Here is a 25,571-nt window from a genome sequence, read left to right as displayed (position 1 = left end):
GATGGATGTTTTAAAAATAGTAAAAATTGGGGGGAATATCATTGATGATGATGCGGCATTGGACAATTTTCTAGCTAAATTCTCAAAATTAACTTGCCATAAAATACTCGTGCATGGAGGTGGAAAAATAGCCACTAAAGTAGCGGATAAAATGGGCGTTGAAGTGAAAATGAATGAAGGCAGGCGCATTACAGATCAGGCGAATTTAGATATTATTACGATGGTATATGCAGGTAAAATTAACAAGACAATCGTTGCTAAACTGCAGGCTCATAAATGCAACGCCATTGGTTTAACAGGAGCAGATGGAAACAGTATTGTTTCAGAAAAAAGAAAGGTGACGTCCGTAGATTATGGTTTTGCTGGAGATGTTTCAGAAGTAAATACAGAAACGCTTGAATTGCTTTTAAAATTGAATATTGCACCTGTTTTCTGTGCAATTACTCATGATGGTTTAGGTCAACTTTTGAATACAAATGCAGATACAGTTGCATCGGAATTAGCAATAGGTTTTGCTGAGTCTTATGAAACAGAACTCTATTATTGTTTCGAGAAAAATGGAGTTTTAAAAGATATTGAGGACGATACTTCGATTATTGAAATTATAAATACCGTGAACTATAAATCGCTAATCGAAGAAGGTTTAGTTTCAGAAGGGATGTTGCCAAAACTGAATAATTGCTTTCAAGCAATTACTCATAAAGTGCATAAAGTATGCATAGGGAAACCTGAAATGATATTTAATTCGGAAGAAATTTTCACAACAATACAAGTATGATGAAACAAGAAAAATTGAAAGATAAAGCCATGGTATTGTTGAAATCGTTGATTGAAACTCCTTCGTTTTCTTCCGAAGAGGAACATACAGCAACTATTATTGAGAATTGGTTTACTGAAAGTGAAATTCCGTTTACAAGAACCAACAATAATGTCTGGGCGACGAATAAATATTTTGTTGAGGGAAAACCTTGCTTATTGTTGAATTCTCATCACGATACGGTAAAACCAAATAGCGGATACACCAAAGATCCTTTTGAAGCAATTGAAGAAGATGGTAAATTGTATGGTTTAGGCAGCAATGATGCGGGTGGGGCATTGGTTTCATTAATCGCGGCATTCACCTATTTGTATGATAAAAAGAAACTTAAATTTAACCTAATAATCGTCGCTTCTGCTGAAGAAGAGAGCAGCGGACAAAATGGTTTAAATAGTATGTTGGATGTTATTCCTAAAATTGACGTTGCGATTATTGGAGAGCCAACTTTAATGAACCTTGCCATTGCGGAAAAGGGCTTAGTCGTTTTTGATGCCAAGGTAAAAGGAACTCCAGGACATGCTGCGCATCCTAATAGTGATAATGCGATTTATAATTCAATCCCCGTATTGAAATGGTTTCAGGAGTATAAATTTGAACGGAAATCATCGGTTTTAGGAGATGTAAAAATGACCGTAACTCAAATAAGTGCAGGAAAACAACACAACGCAGTACCTGCCGAGGTTGACTTAGTAATAGATGTTCGGGTAAATGACAATTATACGAATAAAGAAATAGCAGATATTTTAGAACAAAAGTCACCCTGTTCGAGTATAAAAGCTCGGAGCTTGCGGTTGAATTCCTCGTCAATTCCGCAAAGCCATCCTTTAGTGGAAGCTGGAATTGCCATGGGCAGGAAAACTTATGGTTCACCAACACTATCCGATCAAGCAGTATTAACCTGTCCGTCGCTAAAATTAGGTCCGGGTGATAGTACACGCTCGCATACAGCAGATGAATTTATTTATTTTGATGAAATTAAGGAAGGCATTTCATTGTACATCGATTTGCTTGAGAGGGTGTTGTTATAAATAGTAAGATGAAAGAATTAAGTAGTAAGCAGAAAGAATAAAGAGAAAAGAGGGATTATGAGGTTTGGAAATAACTTTCTCAAATAATTAATCTGAATATTTAAGAATTAAAATTAGACCTATGAAACTTTGGGATAAAGGAATATCAATAGATGATAAAATTGAAGCATTCACTGTGGGAAATGACCGTGAATTGGATTTGAAAATCGCTAAATACGATCTAATTGCATCGTGGGCGCACGCCAGAATGTTGGAAAAAGTGGGTTTGCTTACAACAGACGAATTGCAACAAATAGAAATTGGCCTAAACCAATTAGAAGTTCAGATAGTGGAAGGAACCTTTAACATTGGTGCTTCCTATGAGGATGTGCATTCAAAAATTGAAGGATATCTTATCGAGACCTTGGGTGAAACAGGTAAAAAAATTCATACCGCTCGTTCCAGAAATGATCAGGTTTTGGTGGCACTTCAGTTGTATTACAAAGATAATTTAGGACTCATAAAATCGCAGGTTAAAACTTTATTTGAAACCTTGATCGATTTAGCTCAGCAGCATCAAGGAAAAGTATTGCCGGGTTATACGCACTTACAAGTAGCGATGCCATCTTCATTCGGCCTATGGTTTTCTGCTTATGCAGAATCCTTAATTGATGATATTTATCTAATAAACGCCGCCATCAAAATTGTTGATCAGAATCCGTTGGGTTCTGCTGCGGGTTATGGAAGTTCTTTTCCTATAGACAGAGAATTTACGACTCGGGAGATGGGGTTTTCAACCTTAAAATATAATGTCGTAGCCGCGCAAATGAGTCGGGGAAAGAATGAACGGATTTTGGCATCCGCTTTGGGCAGTTTGTGTGGTACCTTATCTAAATTTGCGATGGATATATGTCTGTATATGAGTCAGAATTTCGACTTTATATCATTCCCAGATGCTTTGACTACGGGCAGCAGTATCATGCCTCATAAAAAGAATCCTGACGTCTTTGAGTTAATTCGGGGGAAGTGTAATAAAATTCAAGCATTGCAGACAGAAATGTTGCTAATTACAACCAATTTGCCCAGTGGATATCATCGGGATTTTCAATTGTTGAAGGAAAATATGATACAGGCTATTGAAGATGTTAAAGAGGTTTTGGAGATTTTTAATTATTCAATTCAGCAGATACGAATTAAAGATGTCGATTTAAATGATGAGAAATATCAGTATTTATTTACAGTCGATAGTATCAACAACTTGGTGGTAGAGGGTGTGCCCTTTAGAGAGGCTTATCAAGTTATAGCTAAGCAAATACAGGATGGACAATATAAAAGCGATATGTCCAAAAAGCATTCACATATTGGAAGTATTCACAATCTTGGTTTAAAGGAAATTAAAGCCAAGTTTACAAAAGCTATAAATTAAATTCGATTGTTTAATTTATCAAAAATAAAAGGGCCGAATATAATATAGGCCCTTTTACAATATATGAATAGTGAGTTACTAGATTATTGTGGATTGACCCAAATGAATATTAGTGAAATTTAAATCACTGTCTTTTGGGTGTAATATATAGTCTTCAATAAAGTCACCTACATTTGTCGTCGTAACCTGAATATTTGACGTATTTAAGTCGGGTGTTGTTATCGCTAATTCCATAGACTTTTCAACAGCCTTCTGTATTATTTTAGCCTCTTTTACTAAACCGAAATGTTCTAAAAGCATTGCAGCAGATAAAATAGACGCAATCGGATTAGCAATATCCTTATTTTTTGCCTGCGGAAATGATCCGTGGATTGGTTCGAATAGGGCATACTTTTTACCAATGGATGCCGAAGCCAATAAACCAATGGAGCCTCCAATTACACTCGCTTCATCTGAAATAATATCTCCAAACATATTTTCTGTTAAGATCACATCGAATTGTTTCGGATTTAAGATAAGTTGCATTGCGGCATTATCAACAAACAGAAATTCCAGGTTGACATCTGGATATGTTTCTCCTATTTCTGTCACAACTTTACGCCATAATCTGGAGCTCTCAAGCACGTTAGCTTTATCGACGAGGGTAACCTTCTTTTTTCTAGATTGCGCAGCCTTAAATGCTAAATGAGCAATACGTGAAATCTCCATTCTGGAATATTCACATAAGTCGGAAGCTGTGTTACCATCTTCACTCAATTTCTTTTCACCGAAATAAATTCCACCGGTAAGCTCACGATAAATGCTAATATCGGTTCCTTCGATGTTCTCTCGTTTTAGAGGTGACTTATCTATTAGGTTGTCATAAGCTTTTACAGGGCGAATATTTGCGAATAGTCCCAGAGATTTTCTCAACTCCAGTAGTCCCTGTTCCGGGCGTATTTTTGCAGATGGGTCATTGTCGTATTTAGGATCTCCAATTGCTCCAAAGAGAATGGCGTCACTGGATTTGCAAAGTGCCAGCGTTTCCTTAGGTAAGGGGCTTCCTGTAGCATCTATAGCTTCGGCACCCATTAAGGCATACTTAAATCGAAAATTATGACCAAATTCTGAGGCTATAGCCTTTAAAGATTTTACGGCTTGCGCTGTTACTTCTGGTCCAATACCGTCACCTGGTAAAACAGTAATATTTAATTTCATTGTGTTTGCTGAGCTTCAAAAGCTTCTATTTTATTTTTATTAGCTACCAAAAAATCAATGTCGTCATAACCATTGATTAGGCATGTTTTTTTATAGGAATCTATTTCAAATTCTTCGGAAAGATCCGCGGCTTCAATTGAAATAATTTGTGTTTCCAAGTTCACGATTATTTTAGTCTTGGAGTTTTCTTTTATTTTCTGAAACAATACCTTCAGAAATTCTTCGGAAACCTTAACAGGGAGAAGTCCGTTATTTAATGCATTTCCTTTAAATATATCTGCGAAATAACTGGATACAATTACTTTGAAGCCATAATCGGACAACGCCCAGGCTGCATGTTCTCTACTAGAACCACATCCAAAATTATTTCCGGCAACAAGAATGTTACCGTTATATAATGAATTATTTAACACAAAATCTTTATTTGGCGCACCGTTTTTCAGATACCTCCAGTCCCGAAATAAGTTTACTCCGAAGCCATCGCGATTGGTGGCTTTTAAGAATCGAGCAGGAATTATTTGATCGGTATCAATATTTTCATTAACCAACAAAACTGCCGTTGAAACTAAAGTTGTAAATTTTTGCATCTAATTTAGCTGTTTAGTTATGTCAATAATTTTTCCTTCAATCGCTGTGGCTGCAGCAACTAATGGACTCGCTAGAATTGTCCTCGATCCCTGACCTTGACGGCCTTCAAAATTTCGGTTCGATGTCGATACGCAGTATTCCCCCTGCGGAATTTTATCATCGTTCATTGCCAAACAGGCGGAACAACCTGGTTGTCGTAATTCGAATCCAGCCGCATCAAAAATATCTTTTAAACCTTCCGCTATAATTTGAGATTCCACTTGCTTACTTCCAGGGACCAACCAAGCAGTTACATTATCTGCTTTTTGTTTGCCACGTATGTAATTTGCCGCCACTCTAAAATCTTCAATTCTGGAGTTTGTGCAGCTTCCTATGAATACAAAATTTACAGGTTTGTTCAATAATGTTTCTCCCTGCTGAAAGCCCATATATTCTAGCGATTTAAGGCTCGACTCATTTTTGTCAATCGGGATGTTTTCAGTAATTTTTATTCCCATACCGGGATTGGTGCCATAAGTAATCATAGGTGCGATATCGGCAGCATCAAATTCATATTCTTTATCAAATTCAGCGCCCTCATCGGTTGGTAAGGTTTTCCAGTATTCTATCTTGCGCTTTAATTTATTCCCCGAAGGTGCAAATTCCCGGCCTGTTATATATTCAAATGTTGTTTCATCAGGCGCAATCATACCCCCTCGTGCCCCCATTTCAATGCTCATATTACAAACCGTCATTCTGCCTTCCATTGACATGTTTTTGAAGACATCGCCGGAATATTCACAGAAATATCCGGTACCGGCATTGGTGCCTAGTTTGGCGATAATGTATAATATTACATCTTTGGGAAGGACACCATTTTTAAGTGTACCATTTACCGTAACGCGTAAACTTTTTGGTTTGGTTAATAGCAAACATTGACTGGCAAAAACTTGTGCAACCTGACTTGTACCTATTCCAAAAGCAACAGTTCCGAAGGCACCATGTGTTGATGTATGGCTGTCCCCGCAAACTATAGTCATTCCGGGTTGAGTGATGCCCAATTCGGGAGCCATAACATGTACAATTCCGTTGTTCTTATGGCCTAATTGATAAAGCTTTATACCGTTTTTTTTGCAATTTATAGAAAGTTGGTTTAACTGGTTTCGCGATAAGACATCTTTAATTGGCAAATGTTGGTTTATTGTGGGAGTATTATGATCTGCTGTAGCCACAATTTGTTTAGGTCTCATAACTGGAATACCACGATCTTCCAGTTCCTTAAACGCTTGCGGGCTCGTTACCTCATGAATGAGATGCCTATCTATATATAAAACCTGTGGTCCATTCTCGATAGTATCAACCACATGTAAATCCCAAACTTTGTCGAATAGTGTTTTCTTCATTTATGCAGAAATAATTTCACGATACATCTTGCTAGTTTCAATGATCTGGTGGATGTCATTGTCTTCAATTTGTTTCTTGAGGTCGGCAAAGTTTAAAAAATTAGCATAGACCTCATCTAGCTGGAGTTTCGTTAATTCATATCCAATATTTTTTGCTCTATATGCCAAAGCAGCTCTTCCACTTCTAGCAGTAAGTACAATACTCGATTCTGTTACACCTACGTCTTTTGGATTGATGATTTCGTAGGTTTCCCTTTGTTTAATAACCCCATCCTGATGTATACCAGAACTGTGTGAAAAGGCATTTGCTCCTACTATGGCTTTGTTAGGCTGCGTGTAGATCCCCATATGTTCTGAAACTAGCTGACTAATTCCGTATAAATTCTTTGTTTTAATGTTAGTGTCGAGGTTGAGGTATGGATGCTGTTTTAAAATCATTACGACTTCTTCAAGAGCTGTATTCCCGGCTCTTTCTCCAATACCGTTAATGGTGCATTCTATTTGCCGCGCGCCGTTTATAACTCCTTCAATAGAATTGGCTGTGGCAAGGCCCAAATCATTATGACAATGACAGGATAAAATTGCTTTTTCGATACCATTTACATTTTCCTTAAGGTATTTAATTTTGGCACCGTATTCACTTGGTAAGCAATAGCCTGTTGTATCTGGAATGTTTATAACAGTTGCTCCTGCCTTAATTGCTGCTTCACATACCCTTGCCAAATACGAATTTTCGGTTCTTCCTGCGTCCTCGGCATAAAATTCTACATCTTCGACAAAAGATTTTGCAAAGCGCACGGCTGAATATGCACGTTCGATAATTTCATCCCGAGTAAGATTGAATTTGTATTTAATATGTGAATCTGATGTCCCTATTCCTGTATGGATCCTTGGATTTTTAGCATATTTTAATGCCGCTGCGGCAACTTTGATATCATTTTCTACAGCCCGCGTGAGCCCACAAACGGTCGCATATTTTATTTTTTTCGATATTTCTTCTACCGACTTAAAATCTCCAGGGCTGGAAACTGGAAATCCGGCTTCGATTACATCAACACCTAGTTCCTCAAGTTGTTCGGCTATAATTAGTTTTTGCTCAGTATTTAACTTGCAACCGGGAACTTGTTCTCCGTCCCGAAGGGTTGTGTCAAAGATTTGTACTTCAGAATTTAACATTTATCAAAATAAATTTTCTAATTGTATTACGAATGTATAATTTGGATATGGATTTACTTTTGCACACAAATAGAATTATACGATGTTTATTTGATAATAAAGGCACTTAAATATCAGAAAGACAATAACTTAGATGAAGTTATATAATTATGACTAAGAATCAAAAAGATAACTTATTTATGCTGGTGAAGTCACTCACCAAATCTGAAAAGCGTCAATTTAAACTGTACGTCGGGAGATTGGATGTAAATTCGGATTCCAAATTTCTGAATCTGTTCACGATTTTGGATAAATTAAAATCTTATGACGAACAGCTTATTCTAGAAAGTGGAGTTGTTAAAAAAAAGCAGCTTGCTAATGTTAAGGCTCACTTGTATAAGCAAATTCTTGTAAGCTTAAAACTTAATCCTTCACATCAAAACATTCGTTCACAAATTAGAGAACAACTTGATTTTGCTTCTATTTTGTACCATAAAGGTCTATATAAGCAAAGTTTAAAACTACTTGATAAGTCAAAAGAAATTGCCATTCAGAATGAGGAAAAAAATATGGCTTTTGAAATTGTTGAACTCGAAAAAATTATTGAATCTCAGTACATCACTCGAAGCATTAGTGGACGAGCCGATGAGTTGACGATTCAGGCAAAAGAGTTAAGCGCTGCGAATGTGATCGCAAGTAAATTATCCAATCTAGCCCTTCAACTCTATGGAATATTTCTAAAAACCGGTTATGCAAGAAGTGCTGAGGAAAGTGAGTGGATTTCTACTTATTTTGAAAAACGCTTGCCCAAATACAACATAAATGAGCTTGGTTTTAGAGAAAAAATGTGGTTGTACAAGGCGAATTTGTGGCATAGCTTTTTATTACAGGATTTTCTAAGCTGCTATAAGTATTCGTTAAAATGGGTGAATTTGTTTTATGAAAATGAGACGATGATTGGCTTAAATCCCGTTTTCTTTCTTAAAGGGAATAATTATCTTCTCGAGTCTTTGTTTTTAATTCGGAACAGAGAAAGGTTTCAATTTCACTTGTCAAAGTTCGAATCAATGTTAGAAAGTGAAACTTTTCCGAAGGATGAAAATGTAGACGCACTGTCATTTTTATACCTGAGCACCAATAAAATTAATTTGTGTTTTATGGATGGTAGTTTCGACAAAGGTTTGATGCTCATACCAAAGATTGAGGGGAAGTTTAAAAAATATAGTAATCGCATCGATGAGCATCATATCATGTCGCTTTATTACAAATTTGCATGTCTACATTTTGGCTCGGGTGCTAATAAATTATGTATCCTGTATCTGCAAAAAATTATATCAAATAAATCACTTTCGATGAGAGAAGATTTATTGTGTTTTTCAAGAGTTCTCAATCTTGTAGCGCATTATGAAGCAGGGCAAGATTACCATCTTCAGTCTTTGTTGAAGAGTACATATAAGTTTTTATTGAAGATGAATGATTTGCATGTAGTTCAGAAGGAAATGATAAAATTTATAAAAAGTTTACAGGATATATATCCTCAGGATTTGATAAAAGCTTTCAAGAAATTGCATGCCAAGCTCAAGGAATTTGAAAATCATCCGTTTGAGGGTCGCGCATTTTTGTATTTAGATATTATTTCTTGGTTAGAAAGTAAAATAGAAAACAAGCCTGTAGGTCAAGTAGTTAGAGAGAAATATTTACTACATAGCCGTAGTTAATTATATTTATTTTATAAAATATTTGCAAAATAATTTGGATACTAACTTTTTCTAACCGAATATTTGCGCTCACAAAGTTCAAAACTTTATTGAAGTGTTATCAAGAAAGGTGGAGGGATTAGACCCTTTGAAACCTTAGCAACCCTTGTCATTTTGCAGCTATGCAGAACCAAGAAGGTGCTACATTCTACAACGGTAATTTACCGACGATAGATAACGAAACAACAATTTTCACAAATTGTATATTCATTCTTTTTAGCATTTTTCATAAGTCCCGAGACGTCGGGGTTGACTTTTTGTTTTAATCAAGTTTAATTCAAAATTTAGAAAAATGAGTACACAAAAATTCGCAACTAACGCGTTGCACGCAGGACACGATGTAAAATCTAACGGAGGTACACGTGCGGTGCCGATTTATCAATCCACAAGCTATGTTTTTAACAATAGTGATCACGCCGCAAATTTGTTTAACCTGTCTGAGCCGGGCTTTATATATACTCGGATCAATAATCCAACAAATGACATTCTCGAGAAGAGGCTCGCTGCCTTAGAAGGTGGCATTGCGGCGGTTGTAACCGCTTCAGGAACATCTGCAATTGCTACCACCTTGCTAACCTTATTACGAGCCGGAGATCACATTGTGGCATCAAAGAGCTTGTATGGAGGAACTTTCAACTTGTTAAACGTTACCTTACCTAGATTGGGTATTACAACCACTTTTGTGGATCCAAATGAAGACGACAGCATTTCAAATGCCGTACAACAAAACACACGTGCTGTTTTCATTGAATCTTTAGGAAATCCGAAGTTGGATGTACTGGATATCGAAAGTATTGCCAATCAAGCGAAGGCAAATAAAATCCCACTTATTGTTGATAATACCGTTGCAACGCCTTATTTATTGAATCCAATCACATTTGGAGCGAATATCGTAATTCACTCTTTGACCAAGTATATTAATGGAAATGGTACCGCTCTTGGAGGCGCTATCATCGATGCAGGAAATTTTGACTGGACCAATGGAAAATACCCTGAATTCACAGAGCCATCGGCCGGTTATCATGGATTAGTTTATTCTGAAGCCCTTGAAAACGCTGCCTTCATCGCCAAAGTTCGTATTGAGGGACTTCGGGATTTTGGAGCAGCATTAAGTCCATTTAATGCTTTTCAAATTATACAAGGCTTGGAAACGCTCGAAATTCGAATCAAAAAGCATAGTGAGAATGCCTTGAAAATTGCTGAATGGCTTCAGAATCAAGAAGAAGTAAGTTGGGTAAATTATCCGGGTTTGCAATCAAGTGATTATTTTGAATTGGCTCGGAAATACTTGCCTGAAGGACAAAGCGGACTTGTAACCTTTGGTTTAAAAGGTGGCTTTGATGCCGCAAAAGTTATAGCCGACAATACCCAGCTATTTTCGCTATTGGCAAACATAGGAGATACAAAATCACTTATTATACATCCGGCGAGTACCACACATCAGCAATTGAGTGATGAAAATCAGGAAACCACTGGAGTAACCAAAGACTTGATTCGTTTATCTGTCGGGCTTGAAGATTTCGAAGATTTAACAGCAGATTTAAAACAGGCATTTGCTTTTGTTCCGAAGAGAAATCTGGTATAAAAATTTAAGTATAAATAGTAAAACGGTGGTTCGGCATCTTGCCAGCCATCGTTTTACAACATTAAATAGTCTATGTTGAATTTCTTAAAAATAGAGCAGTTTAAAACACATAATTCGAGTGTCTATGATTCTATTCCACTGAGTTACGAAACTTTTGGATGCCCAATGGGTACAGCGCCAATTGTTTTAGTAAACCATGCTTTAACCGGAAATAGTTCGGTAGTAGGGGAACAGGGTTGGTGGAAAGATTTAATCGGGGAAGGTAAATGTATTGACACCAATGAATATTCAATTTTGGCTTTTAATATCCCCGGAAACGGATACGATGGATTCTTGATAGACAACTATGAAAATTTTTCAGTTTTTGATATTGCCCGTCTATTTTTGAAGGGTCTCGAATTACTCGATATTGATTCAATCTTTGCAGTAATTGGCGGATCTCTAGGTGGAAATGTTACATGGCAAATGGCGGTTTTACGTCCTGAACTGATGAATCATATTATACCTATTGCTTCTGATTGGAAAGCCACAGATTGGATACTGGCACAGTGCAGAATTCAAAAGCAACTTCTGGAAAATTCTTCAAATCCCTTGCAAGACGCCAGAATGCATGCAATGACTTTTTATCGAACGCCTCAATCACTAACCGCGAAGTTCGATAGAAGTAAGCGAGAGGGTTCATCGAATTATGATGTGGAGAATTGGCTAAAGAGTCATGGTGAGAAGCTTGAAAAAAGATTTCATTTAAAGGCGTACAAGCTCATGAATCACTTATTAATGACAGCAGATGTAACAGATGGTACTAGGAATTTTATCGACAGCGCGAAGCGAATCAAGGGGGCTATTCATTTAATTGGCATTGACAGCGACCATTTTTACTTAAACGAGGAAATCATTAATAGTTATCTCGCATTAAGTGAATTTAAAAATAATATTTCTTTTTCTGAAATCAATTCAATTCATGGTCATGATGGATTCTTAATTGAATTTGAACAATTATCGAAAATACTGAAACACATTTTTCAACTGGAACATACAACCTAAATATGATGACACAAACTATAGTAAAAGCCTCTCAACGAATTGATTTGGAAAAGATTCAAAAGAAGAAAATAAACCTTGTTGTTTTTGGACATGGAAATGTAGGCGCTTTATTGATTGATCAAATCATCGCTTCCAGAGGTGAAATTATTAGACGTAAGAATATTGAGCTCAATATTTTCGCAATTGCGAATTCTCAAAAGCTACTACTTACAAGAGACAATTTTAGTGAAGACTGGAGGACCGTTAAATGTGAGAATGAAAATTCCTATTCTATTGAAGATATCACCAATTTTGCTAAACGTTTCAATCTTGATAATTTAATCGCGATTGATAATACAGCCAATTCTGAATTTGTAAAGATTTATCCATATTTGATCGAAAATGGATTCAATGTAGTTTCATCAAATAAAATAGCAAATACTACCGAGTTGTCATTTTACAAAGACCTTCGGAAAAAACTAAAGGATCATGGGAAAGAGTATTTGTATGAAACCAATGTTGGTGCCGGATTACCGTTAGTTGACACCATTAAGTTACTACACCTTTCGGGCGAGAATATCACCCGTATTAAAGGAGTATTTTCGGGTTCGTTAAGTTATTTGTTTAATGAATTTTCGGCAAAAGATGAACTCTTTAGTACAGTGTTAAAAAAGGCAATAGACAAAGGTTTTACCGAGCCCGATCCTCGGGAAGATCTCTGTGGTAATGATGTAGGTCGTAAATTGCTCATCCTGGCCAGAGAACTTGATCTTCACAACGAGATTGATGATGTAAAGATTGAAAACCTTATTCCTCTATCGCTTCGACTCGTCCCCAAAACAGAATTCTTTAACAGCTTAAATGATTTTGATGTTCCTTTTCATATTAAAAGGAAAAATCAGAAAAAAGATCATGTTTTACGCTATGTTGGAGAGTTAAGAGGTGATTTATCCAAAAATGATGGCGCTATTCTGGATGTTCGGTTGCTTTCTGTGCCTAAAAATAGTATGTTGGGTCAGTTAAAGGGCAGTGATTCAATCTTTGAAATCTATACCGAAAGTTATGGAAAAAACCCCATTGTAATTCAGGGTGCCGGTGCCGGTGCAGCTGTAACGGCAAGAGGAGTTTTTGGAGATATTTTACGCCTTAGCGATAAACTAAATTAAAATTTATGAAAGTTATTTTAAACAGAATTGACGATAATTATCTTTTTGATGCCAAAGGACCAAATGATGTTTCCGTTTTAGTTGATAACAAACAAAACAATGTTGTTAACGGAGCGAGTCCAATGGAACTCATATTAATGGCAGTGGGAGGTTGTAATGCTATTGATATTATTTCTATTCTGAAAAAACAACGTCAGGAAGTGAAATCCTATAAAATTGAAGTGGTAGGAAAGCGAAAAGATACGGGCGATGCCAAACCTTTCGAAGCGATTCATCTAAGCATATTTCTTGAGGGAGATATAGCTGAAGCAAAAGCAAAACGAGCGGCGGAGCTAAGCTTTGAAAAGTATTGCTCGGTATCCATAACATTAAGTGGATGTGTGGCTATCACCTATGATATCATTTTAAACGGGATAAAAATATGAGTGAAATACAAAAAGCATTAATGAAACGTATTCTTGTATTAGATGGGGCCATGGGAACCATGTTGCAACGTTATAATTTTAATGAAGAAGATTTTCGAGGAGAGCGTTTTAAGAATTTTCATAAATCTGTAAAAGGAAACAACGATCTTTTATCGCTGACTCAGCCGCAAGCCATTGCACAAGTGCATGCGAAATATTTTGAAGCTGGTTGCGATATCGTGGAGACTAATACTTTTTCGGGAACGACCATAGCTATGGCAGATTACGGCATGGAAGATCTTGTGAATGAACTCAACTTTGAGTCGGCAAGAATCGCAAAAGAAGTAGCGGATGAATTCACCAACAAAGAACCACATAAACCGCGATTTGTCGCAGGAGCTATTGGACCCACTAATAAAACAGCGAGTATGTCGCCAGATGTAAATGACCCGGGTTTCAGAGCTATTTCGTTCGACGAACTTCGTGTTGCCTATAAACAGCAAGCTGAAGCCTTAATCGATGGTGGTGTAGATATTTTATTGGTGGAAACTGTCTTTGACACCTTAAATGCAAAAGCTGCTTTATTTGCGATCGATGAAATTAAAGAAGAAAGAAACATTGAAATTCCAATAATGGTAAGTGGTACTATTACCGATGCTTCAGGCAGAACTTTATCAGGGCAAACAGCAGAAGCCTTTTTAATCTCCGTTTCACATATTCCTTTACTGAGTATAGGATTCAACTGTGCATTGGGGGCGAAACAGCTTACACCTCATTTGGAAGCAATAGCCAGACGTACAACATTGGCAGTCTCGGCATACCCCAATGCCGGATTGCCAAATGCGTTTGGTGAATATGATGAAAGTCCGGATCAAATGGCCGAACAAATTCGTGAATATTTGGATAAAAAACTGATTAATATAATTGGAGGCTGTTGTGGGACTACTCCGGAGCATATTCGTGCAATCGCTAAGATTGCTTCAGACTTTTCTCCTAGATCAATAAACTTTAATTCTCAAGTTACAGTCTAAAATTATGGCAGAAATTGATTTGGAAATAAAAGTACCACGATATCTAAAACTCTCGGGCCTCGAACCACTCGTTATAACCCCGGAAAGTAATTTCATTAATGTGGGAGAGCGAACCAATGTAGCAGGTTCCAAGAAATTTCTACGACTTATAAAAGAAGGAAATTTTGAAGAAGCGCTTTCTGTGGCTCGTCATCAGGTTGAAGGTGGAGCGCAGATCATCGATATAAATATGGACGATGGCTTGATCGATGGAAAGGAAGCCATGGTGAGGTTTTTAAACCTAGTGATGGCCGAGCCCGATATTTCCAAGGTGCCGGTGATGATCGACAGTTCCAAGTGGGAAATCATTGAGGCTGGTTTGCAGGTAGTGCAAGGGAAATGTGTAGTAAATTCTATCAGTTTAAAAGAAGGAGAAGCAGATTTTATTCATCATGCAAAACTTATAAAACGATATGGTGCGGCGGTGATTATAATGGCTTTTGATGAAACAGGGCAGGCAGATAATTACGAAAGAAGGATAGAGATTGCAAAACGCAGTTATGATATTTTAGTGAATATGGTAAAATTTAAACCGGAAGATATTATTTTCGATCTTAATATTTTTCCCGTGGCCACCGGTATGGACGAACACCGGAAAAATGCCATCGATTTTATCGAAGCCACGCGATGGGTAAAGCAAAATCTGCCTCATTGCAGTGTAAGTGGCGGTGTGAGTAATGTGTCGTTTAGCTTCCGAGGAAATGATACGGTGCGAGAAGCAATGCATTCGGTATTTTTGTATCATGCGATTCAGGCTGGTATGAATATCGGTATTGTGAATCCCGCCATGTTGGAAGTGTACGATAATATTCCTAAAGATTTATTAGATCGTGTTGAAGATGTGATGTTTGATAAAAGAGACGATGCAACCGAACGATTATTAGACTTCGCCGAAACAGTAAAACAGACTTCCAAAGAACGTACTGTTGATCTCTCATGGCGGGAAGAACCTCTACAGAATAGAATTACCACAGCCTTGGTTAAAGGAATCGATCAATATATCGTTGAGGATGTAGAAGAGGCTAGAAATAGTGTTAGTCAACCAATAGAAGTGATCGAAGGTCATCTTATGATAGGTATGAATGTAGTAGGTGATCTCTTCGGAAGTGGAAAAATGTTCTTACCACAGGTGGTGAAATCGGCACGAGTCATGAAAAGGGCAGTGGCTTATTTGTTGCCATATATTGAAGCTGAAAAAAATGGAGTCGTTAGTTCGAATGGACGTATTTTAATGGCAACGGTTAAAGGAGACGTTCATGATATAGGAAAGAATATCGTGGGGGTAGTCTTGGCATGTAACAATTATGAGATCATTGATCTTGGTGTAATGGTAGCACCGGAGAAAATTATTTCAGAAGCAAAAAAACACAATGTCGATGTTATCGGACTTAGCGGTTTAATAACTCCGTCTCTTGATGAGATGGTATTCTTATCTAAAGAGATGCAGCGACAAGAATTTAAAGTCCCATTGCTTATTGGAGGCGCCACGACCAGTAAAGCTCACACCGCGGTGAAAATAGATCCCAATTATGAAAGTGCCGTTGTACATGTAAACGATGCTTCAAGAGCCGTTACTATCGTGGGAGAATTGCTTAAAAAGAAAACTTCTGTAGCTTATAAAAAGGATCTGAAAAGTGATTATGCCGAGTTCAGAACTAATTTTTTAAAACGGCAAACAGTGAAATCGTATACTTCTATTGAAGCGGCACGACGAAATAAATTTAAGATTGATTGGCATGCTTCAGAAATTGTAAAACCTAATAGACTGGGTATTCAAACTTTGCAGGATTTTGATCTTAATAAGTTGGTCGATTTTATAGATTGGACGCCTTTTTTCCGAAGTTGGGAATTGCATGGACGTTATCCGGATATTCTTACCGACGAAGTGGTTGGTGAACAAGCGACCGAATTATTTGAAGATGCACAGCAAATGCTTCAGAAGATAATTTCTGAAAAATTATTGACCGCCAAAGCAGTTTTTGGTCTTTTTGAAGCTAATACTATAAATGATGATGATATTTCTGTAAAGTCTTCCGAAGAAGAATTTATTTTTAGAACACTTAGACAACAAAGTAAAAAAGCAGAAGGCCGACCAAATATAGCTTTAGCCGATTTTATCGCACCTATAGCAACAGAAATTAAGGATTATATGGGATGTTTTTGTGTAACCGCTGGCTTCGGAACGAAAGAACTTGCCGCTAAATATGAGTCTGAATTGGACGATTATAATGCAATTTTGGTAAAAGCACTTGCCGATAGACTGGCTGAAGCATTTGCGGAATATTTGCATAAAAACGTAAGACAAGTACATTGGGGCTACGCAGCAGATGAGAATTTATCTAATGCTGATTTGATCAAGGAAAGTTATAAGGGCATACGTCCGGCACCGGGCTATCCAGCCTGTCCGGATCATTTAGAGAAAAAAACAATTTGGGAGATTCTAAAAGTAAATGAACAGATTGGTGTAGCGCTTACTGAAAGTCTTGCCATGTGGCCGGCCGCTTCGGTGTCGGGTTATTATTTTGGAAATCCCGAAGCCCGTTATTTTGGTCTTGGAAAGATAAAGGAAGATCAGTTGCGGGACTTTGCCAAGCGAAAAGAAATTGAATATGAAACGGCCAGAAGATGGTTACAGCCAAACATAGCAGAGTAGATGAAAGTATTAGAACATATAGAAAAAGCAAACGGAAAGACGCAGTTTTCCTTCGAAATTCTACCGCCATTAAAAGGTCAGAATATACAATCGATCTTTGATAGTATCGATCCGTTGATGGAATTTAACCCGCCATTCATTGATGTGACTTATCATAGAGAGGAGTATATTTATGAAGAACAGCAAAACGGACTTTTAAAAAAGAAGATTGTTCGCAAGCGACCTGGAACTGTAGGGATTTGCGCTGCAATTCAGAATAAGTATAATGTCGATGCAATTCCTCATATACTTTGTGGAGGTTTTAATAAAGAGGATACTGAGAATTTTTTAATAGATCTTGGCTTTTTAGGGATAGACAATGTGATGGCACTTCGAGGTGATGCTGTAAAAAATGAAACCTATTTTACCCCTGAGAAGGAAGGACATCTTTATGCCAATGGTCTGGTTCAACAAATTGCGGCTATGAACAACGGTACTTATCTCGAAGAAGGTTTGTTAAATACGACTCCCACTAGTTTTTGTATAGGAGTCGCAGGTTATCCGGAAAAGCATTTCGAAGCTCCCAATATGGACAGTGATATCCATTTTTTAAAAAAGAAGATTGAAGATGGGGCAACTTATATTGTAACCCAACTGTTCTTCGACAATAAGAAATATTTCAATTTTGTTGATAAATGTAGGGCCGCAGGAATCACTGTTCCTATTATTCCCGGATTAAAACCGCTTTCTACAAAAAAGCAGTTAAATCTCATTCCTCAGCGATTTAATGCCGAACTTCCGGAAGAATTGATAAAGGAAGTACTGAAATGCACCGATAATAGAGGGATTAGGCAGGTAGGAGTCGAATGGTGTGTCATGCAAAGTAAGGAGTTAAAGAAGGCTAATATTCCTTTTTTACATTACTATTCTATGGGAAAAAGTGACAATATTAAAGAGATCGCTAAGAATTTATTCTAACACTCTATTATTTATATAGAATTGCTTATTTTTAACAATTAATATAACAGATGCTCTCCAGAAAAACAAAATACGGCTTAAAAGCACTTTCGTATCTCGCTAGAAACCAAGACGACGCACCTGTGCAAATTTCCGTAATCTCGAATGCGGAGAATATTTCATTAAAATTTTTAGAAAGTATCTTGCTTACCTTAAAAAAAGCAGGGTTTTTAGGTTCCAAGAAAGGAAAGGGTGGAGGCTATTATTTGTTAAGGGAAGCCGAAAAAATTTCGATAGCCTCAGTTTATAGAGTTCTTGAAGGTCCTATTGCTTTGGTTCCATGTGTAAGTCTTAACTTTTATGAAAAATGTGACGACTGTCCGGACGAAGATTTGTGCAGTGTTCATAATTTAATGATAGATGTTAGAGACAGTAATCTTAAGATATTGGAAAACACTACGCTCTCCGATCTAATTAAGGATCACGAGGAGGTATAATCGTTTTTTGAGTTTTTTTTCTTCGGAAGCATCTTTTAATACATTCTACTTATTCTGAAGTAATATCCAAACTTTACAAATGGCCATTCCAGATAAAACAGCGTTCGAAAATGCTTATAAATGTGTTAGTCCATTTGTACATAATACACCAGTCTTAACTTCTCATCTTTTAGATGACCTATCTGGAACTTCCATATACTTTAAATGTGAAAATTTTCAGAAAATGGGCGCCTTCAAAATGAGAGGTGCAGTGAACGCGATCTCGCATCTTTCCGAAGCACAAAAAAAATCAGGTGTGGTAACTCATTCGTCGGGTAATTTCGCTCAGGCCCTTTCGTTGGCAGCAAAAAATCTAGGCGTCAAAGCGTACATCGTAATGCCTTCCAATGCTCCTAAAGTAAAAAGAGAGGCCGTCGAAGCATATGGAGGAATAATCACCACCTCAATGCCAACTTTGGAATCCCGGGAGGAGGAAGCCACTAAAATTGTAAAAAAAACTAAGGCTACTTTTATTCATCCTTCAAACGATATCAATGTGATTTTAGGACAAGGAACGGCCGCTTACGAACTCCTTCAGAAATATCCCGACCTCGATTGTATTTTTACACCTGTTGGCGGCGGCGGACTCATAGCCGGGACCGCTTTGGCAGTACATTATTTTTCTAATAAATGTAAGACCATAGGTGGCGAACCTGCAAACGCCGATGATGCATATCGCTCATTGAAAAGCGGAAAGATTGAGTTTAATGAAACTGCTATTACCATTGCCGATGGTTTAAGAACGCATCTTGGGGACAAGAATTTTCCAATTATTAAAGAGTTAGTTTCGGAAATTATAACGATTTCCGAAGTAGAGATTGTTGCTGCCATGCGATTGTTATGGGAACGATTAAAGATTGTCGTCGAACCTTCTAGTGCAGTGCCTTTTGCGGCCTTATTAAAAGAAAGACAACGGTTTAAAAACCAAAAAATAGGAATCGTGATCTCCGGTGGAAATGTGGATTTGTCGAACTTACCTTTTTAATGCGCTAAAGTTTGCTTTATTTTGCGCCAATGATCAAAACCTACTTAATCCCCTTCCTGTTTTGCTGTGCCTCATTGTTTTCTCAGGAAGTTAAAGAGACTTCTTTTTTTGTTGATGCCAATTATTTCTATGGAAGTATAGTGCGGCATAATAAGGATATTTCGCATTTGGTAAAGGGTCATCCGGAAGGAGTTATCATTAGTTACAATCGGGAAACTTTTGGGCAGGAACGCTGGGAGCAGGTTTATAACTACCCGGATTATGGCTTTTCATTTGTTTATCAAGATACCGAAAGTGAAATTTTAGGCGATAATTTTGGACTTTACGGCCATTATAATTTCTATTTTCTGAAGAGAAACCTTTTCCTGCGAATCGGACAAGGAATCGCATACAATACTAATCCTTTCGACAAAGAGAAAAACCCAAAGAACAATGCCTATGGAAGTTCGTTTTTGAGTTCTACCTATGTGATGCTTAATTATAACAAGCAGCATATTTTTGAAGGCTTCGGAATACAGGCAGGTTTATCGATCGTACATTATTCAAACGCAAATGTAAAAGCACCCAATTCCAGTACCAACGCCATTACTTTCAATTTAGGTTTGCAATATGAAATCGACTCAGAGGAGCCTTCAGAATACATAGAAAAAAAGAAATACGAGTCGTATACAGAACCTATCGCACTGAATATTGTACTTAGAGGAGGATTTAATGAAAGTGATTATATCGGGTTAGGACAACAGCCTTTTGGAGTTATTTCTGCATATGCAGATAAACGAATTGGATTTAAGAGTAGCATTCAATTGGGAGCCGATGCTTTTTTTGCAAAATTTCTGAAGAAGGAAGTCGAATTCTTAGCCACGGCTTATCCAACACGGGGGCTTACAGGAGACGAGGATTATAAGCGTGTTGGGGTATTTGCGGGACATGAATTGCACATTAATAAAATATCGTTGGTGTCACAGTTCGGGTATTATGTGTATTATCCGTACGAATTTGAGGGACGGACTTATATTCGAGCCGGCTTAAATTATAATTTTACAGAACAACTTTTTGGCGCTGTGACTTTAAAGTCGCATGGTGCCAAAGCAGAAGGAATTGAATTTGGAATAGGTATACGAATATGATAATGATTCAAAAAAGTATTTACATAATAGGATTGATTATTTGTTGCATTGCTTGCAATAGTGATTCGGCAAATGATTGTTTTCAAACTGAGGGTAGTATAATAGAAACGAGCTTCGATGTTGGGGAGTTTACTGAAATTAGAATCGAAGGTGAGGTCTCTCTTGTTGTTAAACAAGGCGAAGCGCATGAAGTGTTAGTGGAAACAGGAGAGAACCTGTTAAATGATGTCACGGTCTCTGTCGATGGGGAAACCTTGATTATAAAGGATGACAATAAATGTAATTTATTTCGTGATTACGGCATTACAAAAGCAATTGTAACGGCTCCTAATTTGACGCTAATTCGAAACAGCTCTTCGTACGATGTTAGAAGTGATGGTGTTTTGCTATATTCAGATTTAAGCTTGGTAAGTAATACATCAGGAGGAATTGAGAATGTAAGAAAAGGTGGAGATTTCTACCTTGAGATCAATTGTGAGAGGCTTAAAATTTCGGCTAACGGACAAAGTATTTTTTATATCAGTGGTCGGGCAAATTCTGCGAATATTAGTTTCACAGACGAAAACCCAAGATTTGAGGGTGAAAACTTAGAGGTTGATGAACTAAAAATCTTTCAGGTGAGTGCTAACGATATGATTGTGAACCCTCAGCAAAAAATCTCCGGAATTATTAGAGGAACAGGAGATGTGATTTCTGTGAACCGACCTTCAGTAAATGAAGTGCAAGAATTTTATACAGGGCGTTTAATTTTTCAGGATTAGTGTATATTTATGCCTCTTTAAAAAATATGAAGCACTTTTTTCCCGTCGTAATTGCCTTTCTAACTAGTCTGTCGCTCTTTTCGCAACAGGAAGAATTAAAACCTTTTTCACTCGAATTAGATTATTTCTACGGAAGCATATTGGAACATAACCCCGATATCGAGCATTTAATCACCAACCATCCCGTTGGTTTAGTAATGACCTATAATCGTAAAACCTATGGATTTAACGAATGGGAACGCAGATACCGATATCCGGATTGGGGTGTAACCTTTGCCTATCATAATTCAATGAATGATATTTTGGGAGATCAATACGCACTGTATGGTCACTTTAACTGGTATTTTTACAATCGGAATCTCGTAATTCGAATGGGGCAGGGAGTTTCGTATGCCACCAACCCTTACGATTTAGAAACCAATGTGTATAATAATGCTTACGGGACACGTCTGGTTAGTACTACCTTTTTAAAAGCGAATTATATTCGTGAGAACGTCTATAAAGGCTTCGGATTTCACCTCGGATTCAATATTCTTCATTTTTCGAATGCTAATTTCAGGGCGCCTAATAACAGTACAAACACTTTTGGTTTTAATGCCGGTGTGAGTTACTTGTTTGATCATGAAAATTTTCCGGAGTTGATTTCTGCTGAAAACGACCCGCCAAGTTCTAGTCATGCCGAGCCTATTGCCTATAATTTTGTTTTTCGATTCGGATTAAATGAAAGCGATGTAGTGCGACAGGGGCAGTTTCCTTTTTATGTGGTTTCTGCATTTGCCGACAAACGTATTAACTATAAAAGTACCTTACAAGCTGGAGTTGATGTCTTCTTTTCAAAATTTCTGGAAGAACTTATTTATTTTCGGTCTGTAGCCTACCCGGAAGATGGTGTATCTGGCGATGAAGATTATAAAAGAGTCGGACTTTTTATTGGACATGAATTGCGATTTAATAAAGTGGCCTTTGTGTCACAATTAGGCTATTACGTATATTGGCCATATGCATTTGAAAATAGAATTTACAATCGTTTGGGATTAAAACGCTATTTTCTGGATAACAAACTTTTTGCATCAATTACGGTGAAAGCACACTGGGCAAAGGCCGAAGGTGTTGAATTTGGATTAGGAATACGCTTATAAATTATGAAAAGAATACTCATACTATTATTACTAATTGTTTGTTTCAGCTGTGATTCAGACAAGGGCTTGAATTGTTTTCAAGCTTCCGGAGATATCATCCAAGAAGAATTTACCATGCCTCAGTTTTCAAGAATATTGGTTTGGGAACGCGCCCAACTTATCATTCAACAAGGCCCTGTTCAAAAAGTGGTAGTTGAAACCGGAGAAAATTTACTAAATGACGTAGAACTTGAAGTGATTGATGGTCAGCTCAATATTTATAATCACAACGGTTGTAATGTGGTCCGTGATTATGGACTTACCAAAGTATATGTTACCTCTCCAAATATTACAGAAATAAGAAGCAGCACTGGCTTACCTACATTAAGTAATGGAGTCTTGAGTTTTCCAGTTTTAAATTTATTTTCAGAAGATTTTAATGAAGAAGACTTTTATCATATTGATGGCGATTTCAGATTGGAATTAGACGTCGAAACTTTAACGCTTGCAGCGAATGGCTTATCACGTTTTTATCTTAACGGTAAGGCAGACAGATTGAATATTGGTCTCTATTCAGGAGATGGAAGTGTGGAAGCAGGAGGGTTAATAACTCAGCATGTTAGCATATCATTACATCGCTCTACTAATAGAATCGTTGTAAATCCGCAACAGTCTATCTATGCAAAAATTGTGAGTATTGGAGATGTAATCGCCAAAAATCATCCTCCGGAAGTAGAAAAAATAGAACTTTATACTGGCCGCCTTATTTTTGAATAAGGCACGCTAATATCCAAAAAGGATTATGAAAAAGATAAAGAATTGTTTATACATTATAACAGTTCTTGTTTCATGCAATTCCTTATTTTCCCAGCAAGAAATACAAACTCCTTTTTCGATTGAAGCAGATTATTTCTACGGAAATATTTTCGAACATAATAAAGAAATTTCTCATCTCATTGTTGGCCATCCCTCAGGAATTAGCATCACCTACAATAGAAAAACCTATGGGTTACGGCGTGCTGAAAGGATTTATAATTATCCCGATTGGGGGTTTACATTTGCGTACCAACAATTTCAAAATCCTTCTTTGGGCAAAAATTATGCGCTGTATGGTCATTATGGCTGGTATTTTTTAAAAAGGAAACTTCGTTTTTCATTGGCTACCGGAATCGCTTTTAATACCAATCCTTATGATCGAGAGAAAAATCCAGAAAACAACGCCTACGGAACCTCTCTTTTAAGTACCTCTATCTTTAAACTCTCTTATATAAAAGAAAATATATGGAACGGTTTCGGGCTACAAGCGGGACTTTCTTTAATTCATTACTCTAATGCTAATTTAAAAGCGCCAAATACCAGTACCAATACTTTTGCTTTTAATCTCGGTGTAAATTACTTGTTCGATCATGGATCTTTTCCAGAATACATTCCGTTAGAAACAATGAACAGTCGTTCCTTTGCCGAAGCAATTCACTACAATTTTGTTTTTAGATTGGGAATGAACGAAAGCGATGTGATTGGTCAGGGCCAATCTCCCTTTTTTGTTTTTTCTGTCTTCGCAGATAAGCGAATTAATTATAAAAGTAGTTTTCAGGCTGGCATAGATGTTTTCTTTTCTCATTTTCTGAAAGAACTTATTTATTATCGCTCTATTGCTTATCCTGAAGATGGGCTCACAGGCGATGAAGATTATAAACGAGTTGGGGTTTTTGTAGGCCATGAATTACGGCTTTACGATACAGCGCTCATTACACAATTAGGATATTACGCCTATTGGCCTTATCAATTTGAGCAAAGAGTATATAATCGCTTAGGCTTGAAAAGGTACTTCGGAAAGACAATATATGCCAGTGTCTCGGTAAAATCGCAATGGGCAAAAGCGGAAGGAATAGAATTTGGTTTAGGAGTTAGGTTTAAATGAAACGGTGTGGTTATTTTGAAGTTAATTCAATAAACAACTTTTCGAGCGTGGTGTTTTTCTGATGTAGCTGAAGAATCTTTAAGCCATTATCATGTGCAAAATCGAATACCTTACTTCTCATATCATTTTCAGTATCGAAATAGATATGATACAGAAACCCTGAAATATTTTCAATTTTATCGACCTTTTCAATCTTCTGAAGCGCGACTTCTTCTACCCGAAAATCGAATTCCACTTCCACGATCTGCCGCTTGTTTTTCTGTAGATCCGCCAATTTTTTGTCAAGTACAATCTCACCTTTATTAATAATGATCACTCGATCACAAATCGCTTCCACCTCTTGCATAATGTGGGTCGATAGCAAAACTGTTTTTTCGGAACCAACGTTTTTTATCAATTCCCGAATCTCGATAAGTTGGTTGGGGTCAAGACCAGTAGTGGGTTCATCAAGTATAAGTACATCCGGGTCGTGGAGTAATGCGGTTGCAAGTCCGACCCTTTGTCTGTATCCTTTTGAAAGTTGTTCAATTTTTTTGTTTGCTTCCGAAGTAAGGCCGGTTTGTTCTATTACCTTTTCAACTTCAGAAGCAGCTACATGATAAATGCTTGCGTTAAACTGAAGGTATTCGCGAACATACATATCTAAGTATAACGGATTGTGTTCAGGGAGGTAACCTACGCTGGTCTGCACTTGTAGCGCTTCATTTGAAACAGCATAGTTGTTCACCTTCGCTTCTCCTTCCGAAGCCTTTAAAAAAGTGGTGAGTATCTTCATCATAGTTGATTTCCCGGCACCGTTAGGCCCCAGAAAGCCAACGATTTCCCCTTTTTTAATACTAAAAGAGACATTGTTGAGCGCTTTCTGCGTTCCGTATACTTTGCTGATATTTGATACTTCTATAGACATATGTTGAGAAAAACAAAACTACATAAAATAGCGACTAAAACTTTTATAAA

The 25,571-nt window shown here is 37.2% G+C and carries 22 protein-coding genes, 1 pseudogene and 1 riboswitch; of the genes and pseudogenes, 18 read left to right on the top strand and 5 right to left on the bottom strand.

The features are described from left to right. Position 1: 1 nt before the first annotated feature. The 3 genes from argB to argH all read left to right on the top strand — a co-directional run bounded on the left by argB (position 2) and on the right by argH (position 3,250). The gene (gene argB / locus BXY75_RS15290) at positions 2-778 is read left to right on the top strand and encodes an acetylglutamate kinase (RefSeq protein WP_211331831.1); all 777 of its coding nucleotides are present in this window, start codon (positions 2-4) and stop codon (positions 776-778) included. Then, a complete protein-coding gene (locus BXY75_RS15285; protein ID WP_121908643.1) occupies positions 778-1,845 on the top strand; it encodes a M20 family metallo-hydrolase in 1,068 nt (355 codons plus the stop codon). The genes argB and BXY75_RS15285 overlap by 1 nt, the downstream gene beginning before the upstream one ends. Before the next feature lie 121 nt (positions 1,846-1,966). Beyond that, on the top strand, positions 1,967-3,250 hold the full coding sequence (gene argH, locus BXY75_RS15280) for an argininosuccinate lyase (protein WP_121908642.1): 1,284 nt from the start codon (positions 1,967-1,969) through the stop codon (positions 3,248-3,250). A 78-nt stretch (positions 3,251-3,328) separates the two neighbouring features. Here the strand turns inward: argH and leuB are convergent, their stop codons facing one another. The 4 genes from leuB to BXY75_RS15260 are packed head-to-tail and all read right to left on the bottom strand — an operon-like array spanning position 3,329 to position 7,593. After that, positions 3,329-4,447 (bottom strand): 3-isopropylmalate dehydrogenase, encoded by a 1,119-nt coding sequence (leuB, locus tag BXY75_RS15275; protein WP_121908641.1) that lies wholly within the window; start codon positions 4,445-4,447, stop codon positions 3,329-3,331. Then, the gene (gene leuD / locus BXY75_RS15270) at positions 4,444-5,034 is read right to left on the bottom strand and encodes a 3-isopropylmalate dehydratase small subunit (RefSeq protein WP_121908640.1); all 591 of its coding nucleotides are present in this window, start codon (positions 5,032-5,034) and stop codon (positions 4,444-4,446) included. The genes leuB and leuD overlap by 4 nt, the downstream gene beginning before the upstream one ends. Next, positions 5,035-6,417: a 3-isopropylmalate dehydratase large subunit gene (gene leuC / locus BXY75_RS15265; RefSeq protein WP_121908639.1), complete on the bottom strand. Its 1,383-nt coding sequence runs from the start codon at positions 6,415-6,417 to the stop codon at positions 5,035-5,037. Next, the gene (locus BXY75_RS15260) at positions 6,418-7,593 is read right to left on the bottom strand and encodes a 2-isopropylmalate synthase (RefSeq protein WP_121908638.1); all 1,176 of its coding nucleotides are present in this window, start codon (positions 7,591-7,593) and stop codon (positions 6,418-6,420) included. A 149-nt stretch (positions 7,594-7,742) separates the two neighbouring features. Between BXY75_RS15260 and BXY75_RS15255 the strand changes: the two genes are divergently transcribed. From BXY75_RS15255 to BXY75_RS15185, 15 genes and pseudogenes are all read left to right on the top strand, one after another. Then, complete coding sequence (locus BXY75_RS15255) at positions 7,743-9,290, top strand: hypothetical protein (RefSeq protein ID WP_121908637.1); 1,548 nt, start codon at positions 7,743-7,745, stop codon at positions 9,288-9,290. 94 nt (positions 9,291-9,384) lie between these two features. Then, positions 9,385-9,510: riboswitch (SAM riboswitch) on the top strand. 111 nt (positions 9,511-9,621) lie between these two features. After that, entirely contained in the window at positions 9,622-10,914 is a 1,293-nt protein-coding gene (locus BXY75_RS15250; protein WP_121908636.1) for an O-acetylhomoserine aminocarboxypropyltransferase/cysteine synthase family protein, read from the top strand. Positions 10,915-10,986: 72 nt separating this feature from the next. Continuing rightward, a complete protein-coding gene (locus tag BXY75_RS17360) occupies positions 10,987-11,958 on the top strand; it encodes an alpha/beta fold hydrolase (protein ID WP_121908635.1) in 972 nt (323 codons plus the stop codon). Positions 11,959-12,020: 62 nt separating this feature from the next. Next, a pseudogene (locus tag BXY75_RS17355) lies at positions 12,021-13,103 on the top strand (aspartate kinase); the annotation flags it as partial. A gap of 5 nt (positions 13,104-13,108) precedes the next feature. After that, positions 13,109-13,528: an OsmC family protein gene (locus BXY75_RS15235; protein WP_121908633.1), complete on the top strand. Its 420-nt coding sequence runs from the start codon at positions 13,109-13,111 to the stop codon at positions 13,526-13,528. Continuing rightward, a complete protein-coding gene (locus tag BXY75_RS15230; protein ID WP_121908632.1) occupies positions 13,525-14,538 on the top strand; it encodes a homocysteine S-methyltransferase family protein in 1,014 nt (337 codons plus the stop codon). Before BXY75_RS15235 ends, BXY75_RS15230 begins: the two co-directional genes overlap by 4 nt. 4 nt (positions 14,539-14,542) lie before the next feature. Then, the gene (gene metH / locus BXY75_RS15225) at positions 14,543-17,230 is read left to right on the top strand and encodes a methionine synthase (protein WP_121908631.1); all 2,688 of its coding nucleotides are present in this window, start codon (positions 14,543-14,545) and stop codon (positions 17,228-17,230) included. Continuing rightward, on the top strand, positions 17,231-18,187 hold the full coding sequence (gene metF, locus BXY75_RS15220; protein WP_121908630.1) for a methylenetetrahydrofolate reductase [NAD(P)H]: 957 nt from the start codon (positions 17,231-17,233) through the stop codon (positions 18,185-18,187). It abuts the gene before it with no gap. Positions 18,188-18,237: 50 nt separating this feature from the next. Beyond that, positions 18,238-18,663, top strand: coding sequence for an RrF2 family transcriptional regulator (locus BXY75_RS15215; RefSeq protein ID WP_121908629.1), 426 nt, complete (start codon positions 18,238-18,240; stop codon positions 18,661-18,663). Between the two features lie 79 nt (positions 18,664-18,742). Next, on the top strand, positions 18,743-19,687 hold the full coding sequence (locus BXY75_RS15210; protein WP_121908628.1) for a threonine ammonia-lyase: 945 nt from the start codon (positions 18,743-18,745) through the stop codon (positions 19,685-19,687). 29 nt (positions 19,688-19,716) lie between these two features. After that, on the top strand, positions 19,717-20,814 hold the full coding sequence (locus tag BXY75_RS15205) for an acyloxyacyl hydrolase (protein ID WP_121908627.1): 1,098 nt from the start codon (positions 19,717-19,719) through the stop codon (positions 20,812-20,814). A 2-nt stretch (positions 20,815-20,816) separates the two neighbouring features. Then, positions 20,817-21,575, top strand: coding sequence for a head GIN domain-containing protein (locus BXY75_RS15200; RefSeq protein ID WP_121908626.1), 759 nt, complete (start codon positions 20,817-20,819; stop codon positions 21,573-21,575). A gap of 26 nt (positions 21,576-21,601) precedes the next feature. Continuing rightward, positions 21,602-22,714 (top strand): acyloxyacyl hydrolase, encoded by a 1,113-nt coding sequence (locus BXY75_RS15195; protein ID WP_121908625.1) that lies wholly within the window; start codon positions 21,602-21,604, stop codon positions 22,712-22,714. 3 nt (positions 22,715-22,717) lie between these two features. After that, positions 22,718-23,470, top strand: coding sequence for a head GIN domain-containing protein (locus tag BXY75_RS15190; RefSeq protein ID WP_121908624.1), 753 nt, complete (start codon positions 22,718-22,720; stop codon positions 23,468-23,470). A gap of 25 nt (positions 23,471-23,495) precedes the next feature. After that, positions 23,496-24,614, top strand: a complete 1,119-nt coding sequence (locus tag BXY75_RS15185) for an acyloxyacyl hydrolase (RefSeq protein WP_121908623.1) — start codon at positions 23,496-23,498, stop codon at positions 24,612-24,614. A 10-nt stretch (positions 24,615-24,624) separates the two neighbouring features. Here the strand turns inward: BXY75_RS15185 and gldA are convergent, their stop codons facing one another. Next, a complete protein-coding gene (gene gldA / locus BXY75_RS15180; RefSeq protein ID WP_121908622.1) occupies positions 24,625-25,521 on the bottom strand; it encodes a gliding motility-associated ABC transporter ATP-binding subunit GldA in 897 nt (298 codons plus the stop codon). Positions 25,522-25,571: the final 50 nt, after the last annotated feature.

The sequence above is a fragment of the Ulvibacter antarcticus genome, assembly GCF_003688405.1.
Taxonomy (GTDB): Bacteria; Bacteroidota; Bacteroidia; order Flavobacteriales; family Flavobacteriaceae; genus Ulvibacter; species Ulvibacter antarcticus.
The sequence above is the reverse complement of the archived record's forward strand: the minus strand, read 5'-3'. Positions and strand labels throughout refer to the sequence as shown.

Bases quoted from the DNA above. Each gene is read 5' to 3' on its own strand.
- BXY75_RS17360 (WP_121908635.1), top strand. From the start codon at position 10,987: ATGTTGAATTTCTTAAAAATAGAGCAGTTTAAAACACATAATTCGAGT.
- BXY75_RS15190 (WP_121908624.1), top strand. From the start codon at position 22,718: ATGAAAAGAATACTCATACTATTATTACTAATTGTTTGTTTCAGCTGT.
- BXY75_RS15230 (WP_121908632.1), top strand. From the start codon at position 13,525: ATGAGTGAAATACAAAAAGCATTAATGAAACGTATTCTTGTATTAGAT.
- metF (WP_121908630.1), top strand. From the start codon at position 17,231: ATGAAAGTATTAGAACATATAGAAAAAGCAAACGGAAAGACGCAGTTT.
- BXY75_RS15210 (WP_121908628.1), top strand. From the start codon at position 18,743: ATGGCCATTCCAGATAAAACAGCGTTCGAAAATGCTTATAAATGTGTT.
- BXY75_RS15255 (WP_121908637.1), top strand. From the start codon at position 7,743: ATGACTAAGAATCAAAAAGATAACTTATTTATGCTGGTGAAGTCACTC.
- BXY75_RS15195 (WP_121908625.1), top strand. From the start codon at position 21,602: ATGAAGCACTTTTTTCCCGTCGTAATTGCCTTTCTAACTAGTCTGTCG.
- metH (WP_121908631.1), top strand. From the start codon at position 14,543: ATGGCAGAAATTGATTTGGAAATAAAAGTACCACGATATCTAAAACTC.
- argH (WP_121908642.1), top strand. From the start codon at position 1,967: ATGAAACTTTGGGATAAAGGAATATCAATAGATGATAAAATTGAAGCA.
- argB (WP_211331831.1), top strand. From the start codon at position 2: ATGGATGTTTTAAAAATAGTAAAAATTGGGGGGAATATCATTGATGAT.
- BXY75_RS15285 (WP_121908643.1), top strand. From the start codon at position 778: ATGAAACAAGAAAAATTGAAAGATAAAGCCATGGTATTGTTGAAATCG.
- leuB (WP_121908641.1), bottom strand. From the start codon at position 4,447: ATGAAATTAAATATTACTGTTTTACCAGGTGACGGTATTGGACCAGAA.
- leuD (WP_121908640.1), bottom strand. From the start codon at position 5,034: ATGCAAAAATTTACAACTTTAGTTTCAACGGCAGTTTTGTTGGTTAAT.
- BXY75_RS15260 (WP_121908638.1), bottom strand. From the start codon at position 7,593: ATGTTAAATTCTGAAGTACAAATCTTTGACACAACCCTTCGGGACGGA.
- BXY75_RS15215 (WP_121908629.1), top strand. From the start codon at position 18,238: ATGCTCTCCAGAAAAACAAAATACGGCTTAAAAGCACTTTCGTATCTC.
- leuC (WP_121908639.1), bottom strand. From the start codon at position 6,417: ATGAAGAAAACACTATTCGACAAAGTTTGGGATTTACATGTGGTTGAT.
- BXY75_RS15250 (WP_121908636.1), top strand. From the start codon at position 9,622: ATGAGTACACAAAAATTCGCAACTAACGCGTTGCACGCAGGACACGAT.
- gldA (WP_121908622.1), bottom strand. From the start codon at position 25,521: ATGTCTATAGAAGTATCAAATATCAGCAAAGTATACGGAACGCAGAAA.
- BXY75_RS15185 (WP_121908623.1), top strand. From the start codon at position 23,496: ATGAAAAAGATAAAGAATTGTTTATACATTATAACAGTTCTTGTTTCA.
- BXY75_RS15205 (WP_121908627.1), top strand. From the start codon at position 19,717: ATGATCAAAACCTACTTAATCCCCTTCCTGTTTTGCTGTGCCTCATTG.
- BXY75_RS15200 (WP_121908626.1), top strand. From the start codon at position 20,817: ATGATTCAAAAAAGTATTTACATAATAGGATTGATTATTTGTTGCATT.
- BXY75_RS15235 (WP_121908633.1), top strand. From the start codon at position 13,109: ATGAAAGTTATTTTAAACAGAATTGACGATAATTATCTTTTTGATGCC.